This is a genomic window from Paracoccus sanguinis (genome assembly GCF_012689545.1).
Lineage (GTDB): Bacteria > Pseudomonadota > Alphaproteobacteria > Rhodobacterales > Rhodobacteraceae > Paracoccus > Paracoccus panacisoli.
On sequence record NZ_CP051542.1, the window covers coordinates 560430 to 578449 of the forward strand.

The window sequence follows — 18020 nt, forward strand, 5'->3', positions numbered from 1 at the left end:
AGGGCGGCAGCCGGCTCAGCGTCCATTCAGGATGGGCAGGTTGAACTGGCGCCCGCCCTTGACGTAGCTGATCCGCCCGTTGCCGATCGAGTTGATCGCCCCGCCATCGATCCGGTCGCCGAGGCGCACGGTCACGACCTTGCCGTTGCGCAGCCGGATCAGCCCGCGGCTGGCGCGGCCGGCACCGATCACGCCGATCACCTGGGTCCGGCCAAGCTCCATGCCGCCCACCGTCGCGTTGCGCGCCACCTGCCCGGCGGTGGTGCCCTTGGCGGCGGTGGTCGCCACCTCGGGCTCGTCGTCGTTCTCGGGCGGGCGGTATTCGCCGCGCGCGGCGATGGCGGCGCGCTCTTCGGCGGCGGCCTGGGCGCGGGCGCGGGCCTCGGCCTGGGCGCGGGCCTGTGCCTCGGCCTGGGCGTCCGAGGCCGCGTTGGCGCGGGCCCGGGCCTCGGCCTGCGCCTGCAACTGCTCGTCGCGCATCCGCTGGGCGGCGGCCACGTCGGCGGCGGGCGCCTCGGGGACGACCGGCGGGATCACCACCGGCGCGGCGGGGGCACGGCTCGCGGTCCGCGTCTCGGCCGGGGCCTCGGCGGCGGGCGGGGTGTCGGGGCGGGCGGCCGCGGCGGCAGCGGCGACCGCCTCGGCCTCGGCATCGGCGGCCGACGGCGCCGACTTGCGGGCCGGCTTGTGCGGCGGCAGCAGCGACTTGGGCGTGCTCAGCGCGACCGCGCCGGGGGTGGCCCCCGACTTGCCGACCGCTTCGGCAATGGCGCTTTCGACCGCGGCGGCCGAGCCCTTGCCCGCGGCCTGCTTGCGCGACGGACGGCTGGCCGGGCGGTCATCGTCGGCCGGGGCAGACTTGGTGGCGGTCTTCGAAGACTTCGCGGGCGCCGCCTTGTCGGCGGCGGGCTTGGCCGCGGCCGGGGCATCGGCCTTGGCGCGCGCCGCAGGCCGGGACGCGGGGGCGTCGGCCTTGGCCGCGGGGGCCTTTTTCTTCTTCTTCAGCAGCTCGTCGTCCACGGCGGCCTTGACCGCCGCATCGACCGCCGAGCTCGACCCGGCCGGCCGCCGCGAAGGGCGAGACTCGGCATAGCGCGGCTCGGACCCGTCGCGCGGGGCCACGCCGGCCAGCCGGGGCAGGGTCGGATGGGTGCGATAGAGGTCGGCGAGCCACGCGTCGGCGGCCCGGGCCTCGGCCGCGGTCATCTCGGCGGCGGTGACGGATTCGTCGGCCGAGCCTTCCTCGGGACGCGGCCGCGGGCGCGGCACCGACGAGGAGGTGGCGGGCGCGCTGGCCGGCGCGGCCTCGCTGCGCGGCGCCGCCGGGCGCGCCGGGGCGCGGGCAGGCGCCGCGGCCGGGGTCGAGGAGGTGGCCGCGGGCCGCGAGGCCGCCGGCGCGGTCGTGGTCGTCGCGCGCCCCGCCGCGGGGCGCGAGGGCCGCTCGGCCGGACGCTCCGAGCGGGTCAGCGCGCGGCGGCCGGGCACGACGGCGGGCAGCGGGTCGGCCTCGGCAGCCTTCGGCGCCGCCGCGGGCTGGGGCCGGCGCACGGTTGGCCGCGCCGGGGCCGTGGCGCGCGGCGCGGTTGTGGCGGGGGCCGCCTGCCGCGGCGCGGTGCGCGCCGGCGTCGCCGCGGGGGCGGCCTTGGCCGGGGCCGTTGGCGCGGGCGCGGCCTGAGCCGGCGCCGTCCGGGTGGAGGCGGCCTGCGCCGGCGCGGCTTGAGCGGGTGCGGTTTGCGTGGCGGTCGGAGTGCGGGCGGCCTCGGCGGCCGGGGCGGCGGCGGTCGCCGGGGCGCTGGCCGCAGGCGCGGCAGCAGCCGGCGCTGGCTTGGCGGCCTCAACCGCGGGCGCGGGCGCCGCAGGGGTCGCGGTTTGAGCCGCCGGGGCAGCCTGCGACGGGGCCGGCGCCGCGGTGGGCGCGGGGGGCTGGCCCGCGATCTGCGGCGGCGGCAGCACGAGGGTCTGCTCCGGCACGCGGATCGGCGGCTGGGCGGTGGACGGCACGGCCGCGGCCGCCGGAACGGCCGCGGGCGGCGGCGCGACCGGCTGGGTCGCCGGGGCGGGCGCGCTGGCGGTGGGCGCCGGAACGGCCGCGGGCGGCGCGTCCGCCACCGCGGCGGGGGCGGCGGTCTCGGTGGCCGTAGGCCGCTCGCCCGGGCCGGGCGTGGCGAAGGACCAGATCATCATCAGGCCCAGCAGCAGCGCGCCGAGCATCACCAGCAGGCCGCCGATGCCGCCACGTGCGCCGGGATGGCGGGCGACCGCCTCGACCGGCTCGGCGGTGCGCCGGGCGCGGGCCTCGGCCGCGCGGTCCAGCACCGCGCGCGCCCGGTCGGGCAGCGGCACCGGCTCGCGCGCCGGCGAGGGCGCGTCGGAGGTGTCGATCAGGTCCGAGGGCGGGGCCACCACCTCGACCGGCGCCGGGACCGCCGAGGGCGGCAGGTCGGCGGGCAGGAAGTCGGTGACCCGCGACCCGGCGACCGGCGCGGCGCCCGCCGTGGCGATCAGCGTTGGGCCTGCGACGGCGGGAGTGGACGCGCGGACCGGCTGACCGTCGCCCGTGGGCGCGGTCTCGGCCTTGGCCGGGGCGGCGTCGGGCTTGGCGGCAGGACCATCCCCGGCGCGGCTGGCCTCGGGGGCGGTGTCGGTGGGCTTCGTCGTCGCGGGCTCGTCCGCCTGCGACTTTACCGTCGCCGAGGCGCCCTCGTCAGTCTTGGGTGCGGTCGTCTCGGGCTCTTCCGCCTTCGGCGCCACGGCCGCCGGGGCGCTGGACGCAACTTCGGCGGTGTCGTTGGCCCCCGGTTCCCCGGCGCTGGCGGACGCGTCTGCGGCAGAAACCGCAGCAGCCGCAGCGGAGCCTGCCACAACGGTCACCGTTGCCGGGACCTCATCCGACGTCGCCGGCACAGTCACCTCGGACGCGTTGGCCTCTTTCCCGCCCTCTGCCGAAGCGGCCGTCTCACCCGCGCGCTCGGGGCCGTCGCCGGGCAGGTCGTGGTCCTGCGCCGCCTTGGCCTCGGCCGAGAAGCGGGGCGCCTCGGGGAACAGGCCCTCGGCCGGATCGGCGACGAACCCGTCGGCCGCGAACCCGTGCCGGCGGGCGAAATCCTCGGCCTCGCGCAGCGTCTGGCGCGCCACCGCGGCCACCCGCACGTCGCGCCCCTCGGCGGCGCCGGTCACCGGGCGCCAGTCCCAGGCGAGGTCCGCGACCGGATAGGGCGTCAGCCCGTCGAGCGCCCGGCCGAGGCCGGCCGCCACGTCATCCTCGGCCGCCACCGGCAGCGAGGTATAGAGGATCTGGTCGTCGGGGATGATCAGCGCCACCCGCGCGTCGGGGCCGTTCGCCACCAGCCGCCTCAGCCGCGCCATCTCGGACCGGAAGTCCGGCGCGTCGAACGGCGCCGAGGCGCGCTCGTGCCAGCGCACCGCGGGGGCGGCGCTGGCATCCGATCTTTCCATCAGGTGAACGGCGTCGCTGCTGAACGACAAGGCGTATTCGGGCGCGGGGCTCGTGCTCATGTGCCGGTCTTTTCTTGTTCGTGGCCGGCTCGTCGTTCGTGCGCGATCCGGTCCGTTGCTGCTCAGTTCCATGGATACCGCATCCATCCCCCCAAGCAAAGCAAAACACCGCTTCGTGACGGAGCCTGCGCGCCCCGCGCGGCGTTCGGCCGGCAACCCCCGCGGGGCGCGGCTCGGCCGTGCGTCTGCGCCGGGGTACCGATGACGTCTCGAAAGGACACTGCATGACCCGTTCCGTCCTCTCCCCCCGCAGCCTGCGCCCGGCGCTTGGTGGCGGGCTGGCGCTGGCCCTGATGGCCGCGCCGCTCTTGGCCCAGACCACCCCGCCCGCGCCCCCCATGCCCATGCCCCCGATCGAGGGTCACGTCATGCCGATGCACGCGCCCGCCCCCGCCACCGTCACCGTCACCGGCGAGGGGCAGGTCGGCATCGCGCCCGACCTCGCCACCGTGGCGCTGGGCGTGACGACCCAGGCCGAGACGGCGGCGAAGGCGCTGGCCGACAACGCCACGCGGCAGGGCGACGTGATCGCGGCGCTCAAGGCGCAGGGGATCGCGCCCGAGGATCTGCAGACCCAGGGGCTGAACCTGTCGCCGATGGCGGACTATTCGCAGCAGGGCAAGCCGCCGGTCATCACCGGCTACCAGGCGCAGAACATCGTCAGCGCCCGGGTGCGCGACCTGGCGAAGCTCGGCCCGCTGCTCGACGCGATGGTGGCGGCCGGGGCGACCGACGTGCAGGGGATCGCCTTCTCGCGCGAGGATGACGCGGCCCCGCTGGACGAGGCCCGCGGCAAGGCCGTGGCCGAGGCGCAGCGGCGGGCCGAGACGATGGCCGCGGCGGCCGGAATGGCTCTCGGGCCGCTCGTTTCGCTTACCGAGGGCGGGGCGGCGAGCCCGCCGATGCCGATGGCCATGGCCTCGATGGCCCGCGACGCGGGCGGCGCCGCCACTCAGGTCGAGACGGGCCGGCTGATGCTGACCGTGCAGGTCACGGGCGTCTGGACATTGGTGCCGAAGGGCGAGTGACCCGTCGGCCGCAGGCGTTGGACGTCCGGGGGCGGTGGCGAGGCGACAGCCCCGCCGCCGCCTGAAATGTGCTCAGCCCAGCGCCTGATCGAGATCGGCGATGATGTCGGCGGGGTCCTCGATCCCGATCGACAGCCGCACGAGGTCGGGCCCGGCGCCCGCGGCGACCTGCTGCTCTTCGGTGAGCTGCCGGTGGGTGGTCGAAGCCGAGTGGATCGCCAGCGTCCGCGCATCGCCGAGGTTGGCGACGTGGCTGATCAGCTTGAGCCGCCCGATCATCGCCACGCACGCCTCATAGCCGCCCTTGAGGCGGATTGTGAAGAGCGCGCCCGCCCCCTTGGGATAGAGCCGTTCGACGCGCTCGTGCCACGGGCTCGAGGGGAGGCCGGCGTAGCTGACCGCCTCGACCCGGTCGTCGGCGGCCAGCCACTCGGCGACCGTCACCGCGTTCTCGACGTGGCGCGCCATGCGCAGGCCCAGCGTCTCGATCCCCATCAGCGTGTAATGCGCGGCCTGCGGGTTCAGCGTCATGCCGAGGTCGCGCAGCCCGATGGCGATACCGTGGAAGGTGAAGGCGGCGGCGCCGAAAGTCTCGTGGAACTTCAGCCCGTGATAGGCCGGCTCGGGCGCCGAGAGCGAGGGGAACTTGTCGCTGGCCGACCAGTCGAACTTGCCGGAATCGATCACCGCGCCGCCGGTCACCGTGCCGTTGCCGGTCAGGTACTTGGTCAGGCTGTGGACGACCAGCGTCGCCCCCATCTCGATCGGGCGGCAGAGGAAGGGCGAGGCGAGGGTGTTGTCCACGATCAGCGGGATGCCGGCGTCATCGGCGATGGCGGCGATGGCCGGGATGTCGGTGACGTAGCCGCCGGGGTTCGAGATCGATTCGACGAAGATCGCGCGGGTGTCGTCGTCGATCGCCGCACGCACCGCGTCGGTGTCGTCGAGGTCGACGAAGCGGCAGGACCAGCCGAAGCGGCGGATGGTCTGGCTGAACTGCGTCATCGTGCCGCCGTAGAGCCGGTTCGACGCGACGAGGTTGCGCCCCGGTTCCATCAGCGGGAACAGCGCCATGATCTGCGCCGCGTGCCCCGACGAGCAGGCGACCGCCCCTGCCCCGCCCTCGAGCGCGGCGAGCCGCGCCTGCAGCGCGCTGACCGTCGGGTTGGTCAGGCGCGAGTAGATGTAGCCCACCTCCTGCAGGTTGAAGAGCGCGGCGGCGTGGTCGGCGTCCCGGAACTGGTAGGCGGTGGTCTGGTAGATCGGCACCTGCCGCGCGCCGGTCGCCGGATCGGGCGCGGCGCCGGCATGGATGGCGATGGTGTCAAAACCCTGCGTCTTGGCGTCGGTCGGGCGCGGGTCGGTCTGGTCGGTCATGGTCGTCCCCCGTTTGCGTGTTCGCCAGACCCTAGGTCGGCCGCCCGTACGAGGCAATCGGCGCCGCCGGCAAGGACGTTTCGTCCCGCCGCGGACGGGTGCGGCGGAATCGTTGTCCTCGGGCGCCGGCGGGGGCGGGCGCGGGGTCCGGCGTTCCCGCCGCGCGCCGGTCCGGCGTCCTGCCCGGCGGCGCGGCCGGCTGCCTCCGGCGGGGATATTTTGGCAAGAAAGAAGGGGATGCGGAGGGTTGACCTTGGCACGGTGGACATCGCCGGGCCGGGGAGGCCGGGGTGTGGAGCAGTTCCCTCGGCGCGGCACGCGCTCTAGGATCGCGCCATGAAGACGCTCTCGCGCCCTGCCCCGGTCATCGCCTATGGCGCCGCCGCGCTGTTCCCGGCGCTGGTGCTCGCGGCGGGGGCGCTCTGGGGCGGCGCCTGGGTCTGGGTCGGGTTCCTGTGGGTGGCAGGCGTCAGCCAGTCGATCGACACGCTCGCCGCCCGCGCCCTGCCCGACCCGCCCGAGGGCGTCGCGCATCCGGGTGCGGATGCCGTCTCGCTCGGGCTCGTCGCCGCCCATCTCGCCCTGCTCGCGCTGGCGCTGCGGGCGCTGGCGGGGGCCGGGCCGCCGCTCTCGGGCGCCGCGCACGCCGCGCTGTTTCTCGGGACGGGGATGTTCATGGGGCAGGTCTCGAACGCCAACGCCCATGAGCTGATCCACCGCGGCAGCCGGCTGCTGTTCCGGGCCGGGGCGCTCGTCTATGTCACCCTGCTCTTCGGCCACCACGTCTCGGCCCACCGCCTCGTCCACCACCGCCATGTGGCGACCGACGCCGACCCCAACTCGGCCCGCGCCGGCGAGAGCTTCTGGCGCTTCTTCCCGCGCGCCTGGGCGGGGTCGTTCCGCGCGGGCCTTGTAGCCGAGCGGGCGCTCGCGGTCCGGCAGCCGGGGCGGGTGAACCCGTATCTGTGGTGGGTCGGGGGCGGCCTTGCCTGCGTGGCGCTGGTGGCGCTGACGCTCGGGCCGCTGGCGGCGCTGATCTACCTCGGGCTCTGCCTTTACGCGCAGATGCAGCTGATGCTGTCGGATTACGTCCAGCACTACGGTCTGCGCCGGGCGCGCCGCGCCGATGGGCGGCCCGAGCCGGTGGACGCGCGCCACAGCTGGGACGCGCCGCATCTGCTGTCCTCGCTGATGCTGGTCAACGCGCCCCGGCACTCGGACCACCATGCTCATCCCGCGCGCCCCTGGCCGGCGCTGCGGTTGGACCGGGCGGCGCAGCCGCGGCCGCTGCTGCCGTGGTCGCTGCCGGTGATGGCGGCCATCGCCTTGGTCCCCCCGCTCTGGCGGCGGGTGATGGACCGGCGCGTGGCGCGGATGCAGGCGCTGCCGCCCGCGCCGTGACCCGAGGGGCACCGGCGCCGCACCGCCCATCCCCCCCGCCACGCCTTGAACCGCGCGCCGCGAAGGGTCAGATGGAACCGCATGACGCCAAGGAGACCGCAGATGACCCGCAGCCGCCATTTCGATGCCGAACAGCCCGGCGCCGCCGCACTCGACCTCGGGCCGCTGCCGGAGTGGGATCTGTCGGACCTCTACACCGCCCCCGACGCGCCCGAGATCAAGGCCGACCTCGCCCGGCTGGAAGAGGCGACCGCCAGCTTCGCGGCCGATTACGAGGGGCGGCTGGCCGATCTGTCGCCCGCCGAGATGCTGGAGTGCATCGAGCGCTATCAGACCATCGACCTGATCGCCGGGCGGCTGATGTCCTATGCGGGCCTGCGCTACTACCAGAACACCACCGATGCGGGCCGGGCCAAGGCGATGGGCGACCTGCAGGCGAAGATCACCGACATGACCACGCCGCTGGTGTTCTTCAGCCTCGAGTTCAACCGGATCCCGGATGCGACCTACGAGGCCGTCTTTGCCGCCACGGACGGGCCGGCGCGCTACAAGCCGGTGTTCGACCGGATGCGGGCGATGCGGCCGCACCAGCTCTCGGACGAGCTGGAAAAATTCCTGCACGACAACTCGGTGGTCGGCGCCGCCGCCTGGAACCGGCTCTTTGACGAGACGACCGCCGCGCTGACCTTCGACGTGGACGGCGAGACGCTGGGGCTCGAGGCCACGCTGAACCTTCTGACCGACCACGACCGGACCCGGCGTGAGGCCGGGGCGCGGGCGCTGGCGCGGGTCTTCACCGACAACGTCAAGCTGTTCGCGCGCATCCACAACACGCTCGCCAAGGAAAAGGCGATCGAGGACAAGTGGCGCAAGATGCCCACGCCCCAGCACGGGCGACACCTGTCGAACCACGTCGAGCCCGAGGTCGTGCAGGCGCTGCGCGACGCGGTGGTGGCGGCCTATCCGCGGCTCTCGCACCGCTACTATCGGCTCAAGGCGCGCTGGCTGGGGCTGGAGAAGCTGCAGGTCTGGGACCGCAATGCGCCGCTGCCGCAGGAAACCCCGCGGCTGATCGGCTGGGACGAGGCGCGCACCACGGTGCTGGACGCCTATGCAGGCTTCGACCCTGAACTGGCGAAGCTGGCCGAGCCGTTCTTCGAGCGCGGCTGGATCGACGCCGCCGTGAAGCCCGGCAAGGCGCCCGGCGCCTTTGCCCACCCGACCGTCACCGACGCGCATCCCTTCGTGCTCTTGAACTACCTCGGCAAGCCGCGCGACGTGATGACGCTCGCGCATGAGCTGGGCCACGGCGTCCACCAGCGGCTGGCCGCGGCGCAGGGCGAGCTGCTCGCCTCGACCCCGCTGACGCTGGCCGAGACAGCGAGCGTGTTCGGCGAGATGCTGACCTTCCGGGCGCTCTTGGCCAGGACCACCGACCCCGCCCAGCGCAAGGCGCTGCTGGCCGGCAAGGTCGAGGACATGATCAACACCGTCGTGCGCCAGATCGCCTTCTACGACTTCGAGTCGCGCCTGCACGCGGCCCGCGCCGAGGGCGAGCTCACCCCCGACGACATCAACGCGATCTGGATGACGGTCCAGCACGAAAGCCTCGGCGACGCCTTTGACTACATGGAGGGGTACGAGACCTTCTGGGCCTATATCCCGCATTTCATCCACTCGCCCTTCTACGTCTATGCCTATGCCTTCGGGGACGGGCTGGTGAACGCGCTCTACGCCGCCTACGAGGCCGCGCCCGAGGGCTTCCCGGCGCGCTACTTCGACCTGCTCAAGGCGGGCGGGTCGCAGCATCACTCGACGCTGCTTCAGCCCTTCGGGCTCGACGCTGCGGACCCGGCGTTCTGGGACAAGGGGCTGTCGATGATCGAGGGCTTCATCGACGAGCTCGAGGCGATGGAGGGCTGAGCGGGTGGCCCGCGACCCCTTCGGCCGCGCGAAGCCCCGCCGCCTGCGCCGCGTCCTGCTGGGTGCCGCCGCGGTGGTGGCGCTCGCGGCAGCCGCAGTGCCGGTCTTCGGGCCGCGGATCGTCGCGGACCGGCTGAACCCGGTGACGGCGGCGCAGCCGTGGCACGTCTCGGACGAGGCGGCGGCGCTGCACGCGCGGCTTTCCATCGCCGACCTGCACGCCGACCCGCTGCTCTGGGACCGCGACCTCGCGAGCGAGCGGCCCGAGGGCCATGTGGACCTGCCCCGGCTCGACCGCGGCAACGTGGCGGTGCAGGTCTTTACCACCGTCACCAAGTCGCCGCGCGGCCAGAACTACGCCACCAACACCGCCGAGGCGCCCGACAACATCACGCCGCTGGTGATCGGCCAGCTTCGCCCGGTGCAGAGCTGGTTTAGCCTCAAGGAGCGCGCGCTCGACCAGGCCGCCCGCCTGCGCCGGCTGGCCGAGCGCCACCCCGAGGCGGTGCGGCTGATCCGCTCGCGCGCCGACCTCGACGGGGTGCTGGCCGACCGCGCCGCGGGCAAGCGGGTCATCGGCGCGATCCTCGGGATGGAGGGGGCGCATCCGCTCGAGGGGCAGATCGCCAACCTCGGCGTGATGGAGGCGGCCGGCTTCCGCCTCGTCGGCATCACCCATTTCTTCGACAACGAACTCGGCGGGTCGCTGCACGGCACCTCGCAGGCCGGGCTGACGCCCTTCGGGCGCGAGGTGGTCGAGGGGCTGGTGGCGCGCAATATGGTGATCGACCTCGCCCATGCCTCGCCCGCCATCGTCCGCGAGGTGCTGGCGATCCCCGGCGCCCGGCCGATCCTGTCGCACACCGGCATCCGCAGCGCCTGCGACACGCCGCGCAACCTGCCCGACGACCTCGTCCGGCAGATCGCGGCGAAGGGTGGGATCATCGGCATCGGCTTCTGGGCCGACGTGACCTGCGACGGCACGCCCGCGGGGATCGCGCGCGCCATCCGCGCCGCCATCAACCTGGTGGGTGAGGATGCGGTCGGGCTGGGGTCGGACTGGGACGGCTCGGTGGGGGTGCCGTTCGACGCCGCCGGCCTGCCGGCGCTGACCCAGGCGCTGATCGACCAGGGGCTGACCGAGGACCAGATCGCCAAGGTCATGGGCGGCAACACGATCCGCTACCTGCGCGAGACGCTGCCGCGCTAGAACAGCTGCGATGAGATTCGGGCCAGAAAGACGCGGTGTCTTTCTGGCCTACCCGTTCAACGGCGCAGGATGCGGTTCGCGTGCCCCATCTTCCGCCCCGGCTTCACCTCGGCCTTGCCATAGAGGTGGAGCTGCGTGTCGCGCGCCCTCAGCAGGTCCGGCACCCGGTCCATGTCGTCGCCGATCAGGTTCTCCATCACAACGTCGGCATGGCGCTGGCCGTCGCCCAAAGGCAGGCCCGCCACGGCGCGGATGTGCTGCTCGAACTGGTCCACGGCGCAGCCGGCCTGCGTCCAGTGGCCCGAGTTGTGGACCCGCGGGGCGATCTCGTTGACCACCAGCCCGCGCGGGGTCACGAACAGCTCGACACCCATCACGCCGACATAGTCGAGCGCCGTGACGATGCGGCTGGCGATCAGCACCGCCTCGGGGATCAGGCGGCCGGGCACGCCCGCGGGCACGGTCGTGGTGCGAAGGATGCCGCCCTCGTGGACGTTCAGGCCCGGGTCATAGGCCGCCACCGCCCCGTCTGCGCCGCGCGCGACGATCACGCTGATCTCGGCGGTGAAATCCACGAACCCCTCGAGCACCGCGGGTGCGTTGACCTCGGCCCAGGCCGCGGCGGGGTCGTCGCCGGACGTGAGCCGAAGCTGGCCCTTGCCGTCATAGCCGAAGCGCCGGGTCTTGAGGATGGCGCGGTCCTGACCGGCGAGCACCGCGGCGAGATCCTCGGCGCTGTCCACGGCGGCATAGGGCGCAACCGCCAGCCCCAGGCCGGAGAGGAAATCCTTCTCGGTCAGCCGGTCCTGGCTCACCGCCAGCGCGCGGCGGTTGGGGCGGATCGGCACGAGGCTCTCGATCAGGTCGAGCGCCGCGGCCGGGACGTTCTCGAACTCATAGGTCACCACATCGATGGACGCGGCAAAGGCGCGCAGCGCCACCTCGTCCTCGTAGGGGGCGGTGGTCAGGCGGAAGGCCACGTCGCCCGCGGGTGCGGCGCCCGGCTCGTAGATGTGGCAGCGATAGCCGAGCCGGCTCGCCGCGACCGAGAGCATCCGGCCCAGCTGGCCGCCGCCGAGGATGCCGATCACGGCGCCGGGGGCGAGCGGGTCATTCATCGCGCGGCTCCTCTGGGATCGAGGCCGAGAGCGCCGCCCGCCAGGCGTCCAGCCGCTCGGCCAGCGCCGCGTCCGACAGCGCGAGGATACCGGCGGCCATCAGCCCGGCATTGGCCGCCCCCGCCGAACCGATCGCCATGGTGGCGACCGGATAGCCCTTGGGCATCTGGACGATGGAATAGAGCGAGTCGACCCCGTTCAGCGCCCGCGTCTGCACAGGCACGCCGATCACCGGCACCCGCGTCTTCGACGCCATCATGCCGGGCAGATGCGCCGCCCCGCCGGCACCCGCGATGATGACCTTGAGCCCCCGCCCCGCCGCCGCGCGGCCATAGTCCCAGAGCCGGTCGGGGGTGCGGTGGGCGCTGACGATCCGCGCCTCGTAGCCCACGCCGAGTTCGTCGAGGATCGCCGCCGCCTCGCGCATCGTCGGCCAGTCCGACTGGCTGCCCATGATGATGCCGACCGGCTTGTCCATGCCCGACCCCCAGATTTTGCGTCGGCGCGCATCATAGGGGCGCGCCGGGCGGACGCAACGCGCCCCGAGCGGCCGCGCCGCGGGGACGCGGTGTCAGGCGATGATGTCGGGGGTCAGCTCATCCTCGAGCCGCGCGATCTGGTCCTTGAGGACCAGCTTTTCCTTCTTCAGCCGCCCCAGCGTCAGGCTGCACACGACGCCGCCGGCGCTCATCCCCGAGACCTGCTCGTCCAGTTCGCGGTGCTGGCGGCGCATCACCTCGAGCCGGGTGCGGATGATCTCTTCGTGGGTCATCTCGTGGTCGGCGTTCATCGGTGCGGGCCCTTGAAAAGACGGCGGAATCGGATGGCTGCGACCATACCGCCGCGGCCCCCGTCTTGATAAGCGAAACTTGCGCCCATCTTGCACCAACGCTGCGGCGCGCACATATCTCGGGGGACCGGGTCGCCGCCTGAGGGGCCCGGGCCAACGCAGTCGCTTGTGGACCGAGGACGCCGATGACGAAGATGACCCTGGGGACGCACCCCTACCTGTTGGGGTTCGACCAGCTCGAACGGCTGGCCGAGCGCGCCGCCAAGGGCGCCGACGCCTACCCGCCCTACAACATCGAGCAGTCGGGCGCGGACGGGTTCCGCATCACGCTCGCCGTGGCGGGGTTTGCCGAGGCGGACCTGTCGCTGACCATCGAGGACCGCCAGCTCATTATCCGCGGCCGCCAATCCGAGGCGGCCGAGGACCGGGTGTTCCTGCACCGCGGCATCGCCGCCCGCGCCTTCCAGCGCAGCTTCGTGCTGGCCGAGGGGATCGAGGTCGAGGGTGCCGCGCTCGAGAACGGGCTCCTCCACGTCGATCTGCGCCGCATCACGCCGCAGAGCGTCGTCCGCACCATACCGATCAGCCGCACCTAGAAGGGGATCGCCAAGATGAACATGAAACACGATTTTCCGCAGATGGCCGACGGCAATGTCGTCTATGTCCGCCGGGTGGCGATGGACAGCCTGCCCGACGAGGTGCGCGAGCAGGCGCCCGGCCTCGATGCGCTCTACGCCGTACACGGCATCGACGGAGAGCGCCTCGCGCTGGTCCGCGACCGGCACATGGCCTTCATGCTGGCCCGCCAGAACGAGCTGAACCCGGTCAGCGTCCACTGACCGGCCGGCCCGCGACCTGCGCAAGGTGGCGGGCCGCGACCCGCCGCATGGCGGCGCGGACCTGCCGCTGGGCCCGGTATTTCCCCCGCCCGGCGGCCAACCCCATCCACAGTTTCCGCTGGCGGTTGAACGCCGAAAGCCGACTGCCGAACGATGCCGCGCCCAGCGGCGGCATCTGCGCGGCGATCAGGCCGGCGTGGTGGTGCCAGACCTCGCCCATCATCACCCCCCGCGCCGCCCACGGCTTGTGGCCGACGACGTAGTGGATCACCGCCGGATCGGCCGGGACGGCCGCGGCGCCGGGATAGGCGGCCGGGTCGGCATAGACGTTGTAGCGCGCGGGCAGCGGCAGGATGCGCCCTGCGGCGGCGATGTTGAGCGCCGACTGATCCTCGGACATGAGCGGCCGCGCCGGGTCCGACAGCAGCGCGAGGCAGCGCTCGGCCACCCCCTCGGCCCGCCACATGGGCAGGTTCATCACCAGCAGCCCGGCGTTGACATAGGCCCCGCGCACCACCCCGGTCGAGGCCAGCTCGGCCGCGTCGGGGCTTGGGTCCGGGACCGCCGCCACCACCGCATCGCCCAGCGGCAGCGCGGCCAGCGGCGACAGGTCGTCCGTCACCACCATGTCGCAGTCCATGTAGACCACCCGGTCGGCGTGGGGCAGCAGCTGCGGGATCAGCAGCCGCAGATAGGTGCTGCGGGTCAGGTGCCCGCGCCGCACCTGCAGGTCGGCGAAGGCCTCGGCGCCGATCTCGATCCGCGCGAGCGGCACCCCGAGCCGCGCACCCAGCGCCTCGATGCGGGCGCGGTTCGCGGCCGAGATGCCGTTGTCGAGCACCGTCACCCGCAGGTCGGGGGTGTGAAACGCCGCCGAGGCGATGAGCACCAGCACCCCCGCCGCGTAGTTGTCATCCGACCCGGTGACGAGATGCAGGGTCACGCGCGGCCTCCGGCTTCGGGGCCGTCGCCCTCCCAAGCGGCGAGCAGCCAGTCGATGTTGCCGATCCGGCGGTACCAGCGCCCGCCCCGGCCGGCGAGGACGTCGGCCATCTTGGGACTGCCCGCGAACAGCACGATCCGCGCGCCGGGCGGCGCCTCGGGGTCACCGCACCAGCTCGTCAGCCCCCGCCCCACGCAGTCGTTCTTGAAGCTGACGCACCAGCCCTGCGGCCAGTAGGACAGCGCCCCCTGCCGGTCCAGCACGTCGCTGACCAGTTGCTGCTCGTGCTCATAGCGCGCCGCCGCGGCGGCCGGATCGTCGAGATAGGCGCGCACCACCTGCGGGTGGGCCCCAACCCGGTAGCGGAACACCGAGGTGTTGCCGACCATGTGCAGGAAGCGGTCGCGGGCCGGGTTCAGGCGGCGCAGCGGCTTGGCGCGGAACAGGTCGTCGTCGCGCAGGATCACCACCTCGCCCGGCACCTCGAAGAACGGGTCGAGCGGCCCGACGATCACCAGATCGAGGTCGAGGAACAGCGCCGTTCCCTCCAGCCCCAGGTCGGGGTTGAAGAGCGCGAGCTTGCGCCACCGCGTGTCCCCCGACCCCGGCGGCAGGTCGAGCGCCGGCAGCGGCCGCGCCTCGATCCCCGGGTCGAGGCCGATCGCGTCGTCGGTGAAGCAGACGAACCGGTGCGGCCGCGCCAGGTGCCGCGCCACGCCGCGGGCGAGCGCGTTCACGTCCCGCGCGCCGTAGAGCGTGCCCCATTTCATGCACAGGATCAGGACCGGCTCGGTCATCGGCGCGCCTTTTCGATCATCCGGCCGGGGGTGGACCGCAGGGCCGGCCTTGTCAACCGCCGCCCCCGGCGCCGGAAACGCAAACACCCCCCGGACCGGCCGGGGGGTGCGCTGACGTCTCGCGGTGGGACGGCGATCAGGACAGGCCGATCAGCCCCATCTGCTCGAGCTTCAAGAGAACCTGCTGGGCGGCGTAATCCACGTCCACGCCCTCGGTCTGGACGCGCAGCTCGGGGTTCGCGGGCTCCTCGTAGGGGTCCGAGATCCCGGTGAACTCCTTGATCTTGCCCTCGCGGGCGAGCTTGTAGAGCCCCTTGCGGTCACGGCGCTCGCATTCCTCGAGGCTGGTCGCGACATGGACCTCGACGAAGGCGCCGACCGCCTCGACCATCTCGCGCACCGCGCGCCGGGTCGCGGTGTAGGGCGCGATGGGCGCGCAGATCGCGATGCCGCCGTTCTTGGTGATCTCGGACGCGACATAGCCGATGCGCTTGATGTTGATGTCGCGGTGCTCCTTCGAGAACCCGAGCTCGGACGACAGGTGCTTGCGGACCACGTCGCCGTCGAGCAGCGTCACGGGGCGTCCGCCCATCTCCATCAGCTTGACCATCAGCGCGTTGGCGATGGTGGACTTGCCCGAGCCGGACAGCCCGGTGAAGAACACCGTGAAGCCCTGCTTGTCGCGCGCGGGCGAGGTGCGGCGCAGCTGGGCCACGACCTCGGGGAAGCTGAACCACTCGGGGATCTCGAGCCCCTCGCGCAGGCGGCGGCGCAGCTCGGTCCCCGAGATGTCGAGGATCGTCGCGCCCTCTTCCACCTCGTCGCGCGGCTCGTACTGCGCGCGCTCCTGCACATAGACCATCTGCTTGAAGTCGACCATCTCGATGCCGATGTCGGCCTGATGCTCGCGGAACAGCTCTTGCGCGGCATAGGGGTCGTAGAAGTCCTGGCCCTGGCTGTTCTTGCCCGGCCCCGCGTGGTCGCGGCCGACGATCATGTGGGTCAGGCCGTGGTTGCGGCGGATGATGCCGTGCCACACCGCCTCGCGCGGGCCGGCCATGCGCATGGCGAGGTTCAGAAGCGACAGGTGGGTGGTCGCCTGCGGATACTTGTCCAGCACCGCCTCGTAGCAGCGGACGCGGGTGAAGTGGTCCACGTCGCCGGGCTTGGTCATGCCCACGACCGGGTGGATCAGCAGGTTCGCCTGCGCCTCGCGGGCGGCGCGGAAGGTCAGTTCCTGATGCGCGCGGTGCAGCGGGTTGCGGGTCTGGAACGCGACGATCCGGCGCCAGCCCATCTTGCGGAAGAAGGCGCGCAGCTCGTTCGGGGTGTCGCGGCGGGCGCGGAAATCATAGTGCGTCGGCGCCTGGATGCCGGTGATCGGCCCGCCCAGATAGACCGGCCCCGCGACGTTGTGCAGATAGTTGATCGCCGGGTGGGCCAGATCGTCGGTGCCGTTGCCGAAGACCTTTTCGGCCTCGCGGGTCTTGTTCGGGGTCCATTTGTCGGTGACCGACATGATGGCGAGGATCACGCCCTCCTGATCGCGCAGCGCGATGTCGGTGCCGGGCTCGATGCCGTCGGCAAAGGCCTGGCTCACGTCCAGCGTCACCGGGATCGGCCACAGGTCGCCCGTGGACAGGCGCATGTTCTCGACCACGCCGTCATAGTCGGCCTCGGTGAGGAAGCCCCGCAGCGGGTGGAAGCCGCCGTTCATCAGCAGCTCGACGTCGCAGAGCTGGCGCGGGGTCAGGTCCCACGAGGGCATCGTCCCGGCGTCGGCCTTGAGCTTCTGGGCCGAGTCGGCGTTGACGTAGAGTTCCGGGATCGGCGCGAGGTTCGGCTGCTGGATCATCTGCACACTCGGGTTGAACGAAAACGACGCAAGCCCGGCTGAGGCAAACAAAGAGGGGGCGTGCGTCGCCCCCTTAGCCCCGGGGGGCGCGCTTCGCAACCGAGCCGCCACGGCAAATCCGCCCCGCGCCCCCGGCATGGCTGGGCCGAAAGGCGGGGCGGCCGGCGCTCAGGCGACCTCGGTCGCCTGCGCGGGGACGGCGGTGCCCTCGGCCAGTCCCTCGGCGGCAAGCCAGTGCTCGGCGTCGAGCGCGGCCATGCAGCCCATCCCGGCGCTGGTCACGGCCTGCCGGTAGATGTCGTCGGTCAGGTCGCCCGCGGCGAAAACCCCGGGGATCGAGGTGCGGGTCGAGCCCGGCTCGACCGCGACATAGCCGCCCTCTTTCAGCGTGAGCTGGTCCTTGACCAGTTCGGAGGCGGGCGAGTGGCCGATCGCCACGAACACCCCGTCCGCGGCCACCGTCCGGGTCGTTCCGTCCACCGTCGAGCGCAGTACCGCGCCGGTGACGCCCAGCGGCGCCTCGGTCCCGGTCACCTCGGCCAGCTCGGCGTTCCAGATCACCTCGACCTTCGGGTGCTTGAACAGCCGGTCCTGCATGATCCGCTCGGCCCGCAGACTGTCGCGGCGGTGGACGAGGATCACCTTGCTGGCGAAGTTGGTCAGGAACAGCGCCTCCTCGACCGCGGTGTTGCCGCCGCCGACGACGATGACCTGACGGCCGCGGTAGAAGAACCCGTCGCAGGTCGCGCAGGCCGAGACGCCGAAGCCCTTGAACTTCTCTTCCGACGGCAGCCCGAGCCAGCGCGCCTGCGCCCCGGTGGCGAGGATCACCGCGTCGGCGGTCAGCGTCCGGCCGCTGTCGCAGGTCAGTCGGAAGGGCCGCTGCGACAGGTCCAGCGCGGTCACCGTGTCGGTCACGATCCGCGCGCCCATCTCGCGGGCGTGCGCTTCCATCCGCACCATCAGGTCGGGGCCCATCACCTGCGTGTCGCCGGGCCAGTTCTCGACCTCGGTGGTGATGGTCAGCTGCCCGCCGGGCTGCATCCCCTGGATCAGCACCGGGGTCAGCATCGCGCGGGCGGCATAGACCGCCGCGGTGTAGCCCGCCGGCCCCGAGCCGATGATGACGAGGCGCTGGTGCGGCTCGATCGGGGCTACGGCGGGGGCGGGTGCATCGGTCAGGGGGACGGCATCGGACATCGGCGGAGCCTTTCGGGCGTGCG

The 18020-nt window shown here is 73.0% G+C and carries 15 protein-coding genes; 6 read left to right on the forward strand and 9 right to left on the reverse strand.

The genetic code is table 11. The features are described from left to right. Nucleotides 1-15: 15 nt before the first annotated feature. Nucleotides 16-3516, reverse strand: a complete 3501-nt coding sequence (locus HGN31_RS02675; protein WP_168781929.1) for a hypothetical protein — start codon at nt 3514-3516, stop codon at nt 16-18. Between the two features lie 224 nt (nt 3517-3740). On the opposite strand from HGN31_RS02675, the gene HGN31_RS02680 reads away from it, so the two are divergent. After that, on the forward strand, nt 3741-4544 hold the full coding sequence (locus HGN31_RS02680; RefSeq protein ID WP_168782251.1) for an SIMPL domain-containing protein: 804 nt from the start codon (nt 3741-3743) through the stop codon (nt 4542-4544). 72 nt (nt 4545-4616) lie between these two features. On the opposite strand, the gene HGN31_RS02685 is transcribed toward HGN31_RS02680, so the two are convergent. Beyond that, entirely contained in the window at nt 4617-5921 is a 1305-nt protein-coding gene (locus tag HGN31_RS02685; RefSeq protein ID WP_168782252.1) for an O-acetylhomoserine aminocarboxypropyltransferase/cysteine synthase family protein, read from the reverse strand. 336 nt (nt 5922-6257) lie between these two features. Between HGN31_RS02685 and HGN31_RS02690 the strand changes: the two genes are divergently transcribed. From HGN31_RS02690 to HGN31_RS02700, 3 genes are all read left to right on the forward strand, one after another. Further along, nucleotides 6258-7322 (forward strand): alkane 1-monooxygenase, encoded by a 1065-nt coding sequence (locus HGN31_RS02690; RefSeq protein ID WP_168782253.1) that lies wholly within the window; start codon nt 6258-6260, stop codon nt 7320-7322. A gap of 102 nt (nt 7323-7424) precedes the next feature. Continuing rightward, nucleotides 7425-9245, forward strand: a complete 1821-nt coding sequence (locus HGN31_RS02695; protein WP_168782254.1) for a M3 family oligoendopeptidase — start codon at nt 7425-7427, stop codon at nt 9243-9245. A gap of 4 nt (nt 9246-9249) precedes the next feature. Beyond that, the gene (locus HGN31_RS02700) at nt 9250-10455 is read left to right on the forward strand and encodes a dipeptidase (RefSeq protein WP_244961111.1); all 1206 of its coding nucleotides are present in this window, start codon (nt 9250-9252) and stop codon (nt 10453-10455) included. A 56-nt stretch (nt 10456-10511) separates the two neighbouring features. Here the strand turns inward: HGN31_RS02700 and HGN31_RS02705 are convergent, their stop codons facing one another. From HGN31_RS02705 to HGN31_RS02715, 3 genes are all read right to left on the reverse strand, one after another. Then, nucleotides 10512-11573, reverse strand: a complete 1062-nt coding sequence (locus HGN31_RS02705; protein WP_168782255.1) for a 5-(carboxyamino)imidazole ribonucleotide synthase — start codon at nt 11571-11573, stop codon at nt 10512-10514. Beyond that, nucleotides 11566-12051 carry a 5-(carboxyamino)imidazole ribonucleotide mutase gene (gene purE / locus HGN31_RS02710; protein ID WP_036711395.1) on the reverse strand — a complete coding sequence of 162 codons (486 nt, stop codon included), beginning with the start codon at nt 12049-12051 and terminating at the stop codon, nt 11566-11568. The genes HGN31_RS02705 and purE overlap by 8 nt, the downstream gene beginning before the upstream one ends. Before the next feature lie 93 nt (nt 12052-12144). Next, the gene (locus HGN31_RS02715) at nt 12145-12363 is read right to left on the reverse strand and encodes a YdcH family protein (RefSeq protein ID WP_036703390.1); all 219 of its coding nucleotides are present in this window, start codon (nt 12361-12363) and stop codon (nt 12145-12147) included. 185 nt (nt 12364-12548) lie between these two features. On the opposite strand from HGN31_RS02715, the gene HGN31_RS02720 reads away from it, so the two are divergent. Both HGN31_RS02720 and HGN31_RS02725 read left to right on the forward strand, forming a co-directional pair. Then, entirely contained in the window at nt 12549-12959 is a 411-nt protein-coding gene (locus HGN31_RS02720) for an Hsp20 family protein (RefSeq protein WP_036703389.1), read from the forward strand. 15 nt (nt 12960-12974) lie between these two features. Further along, nucleotides 12975-13202 carry a DUF1150 family protein gene (locus HGN31_RS02725; protein WP_036703387.1) on the forward strand — a complete coding sequence of 76 codons (228 nt, stop codon included), beginning with the start codon at nt 12975-12977 and terminating at the stop codon, nt 13200-13202. Here HGN31_RS02725 and HGN31_RS02730 read toward each other — a convergent pair. The 4 genes from HGN31_RS02730 to trxB form a co-directional block, all read right to left on the reverse strand. Further along, nucleotides 13189-14145, reverse strand: coding sequence for a glycosyltransferase family 8 protein (locus tag HGN31_RS02730; protein WP_168782256.1), 957 nt, complete (start codon nt 14143-14145; stop codon nt 13189-13191). The two genes, HGN31_RS02725 and HGN31_RS02730, sit on opposite strands and share 14 nt — an antisense overlap. Next, nucleotides 14142-14942: a hypothetical protein gene (locus HGN31_RS02735; protein WP_168782257.1), complete on the reverse strand. Its 801-nt coding sequence runs from the start codon at nt 14940-14942 to the stop codon at nt 14142-14144. Before HGN31_RS02735 ends, HGN31_RS02730 begins: the two co-directional genes overlap by 4 nt. Nucleotides 14943-15078: 136 nt before the next feature. Next, nucleotides 15079-16797 carry a bifunctional sulfate adenylyltransferase/adenylylsulfate kinase gene (locus tag HGN31_RS02740; RefSeq protein ID WP_036735178.1) on the reverse strand — a complete coding sequence of 573 codons (1719 nt, stop codon included), beginning with the start codon at nt 16795-16797 and terminating at the stop codon, nt 15079-15081. Nucleotides 16798-16965: 168 nt separating this feature from the next. Further along, nucleotides 16966-17997: a thioredoxin-disulfide reductase gene (gene trxB / locus HGN31_RS02745; protein WP_168782258.1), complete on the reverse strand. Its 1032-nt coding sequence runs from the start codon at nt 17995-17997 to the stop codon at nt 16966-16968. Nucleotides 17998-18020: the final 23 nt, after the last annotated feature.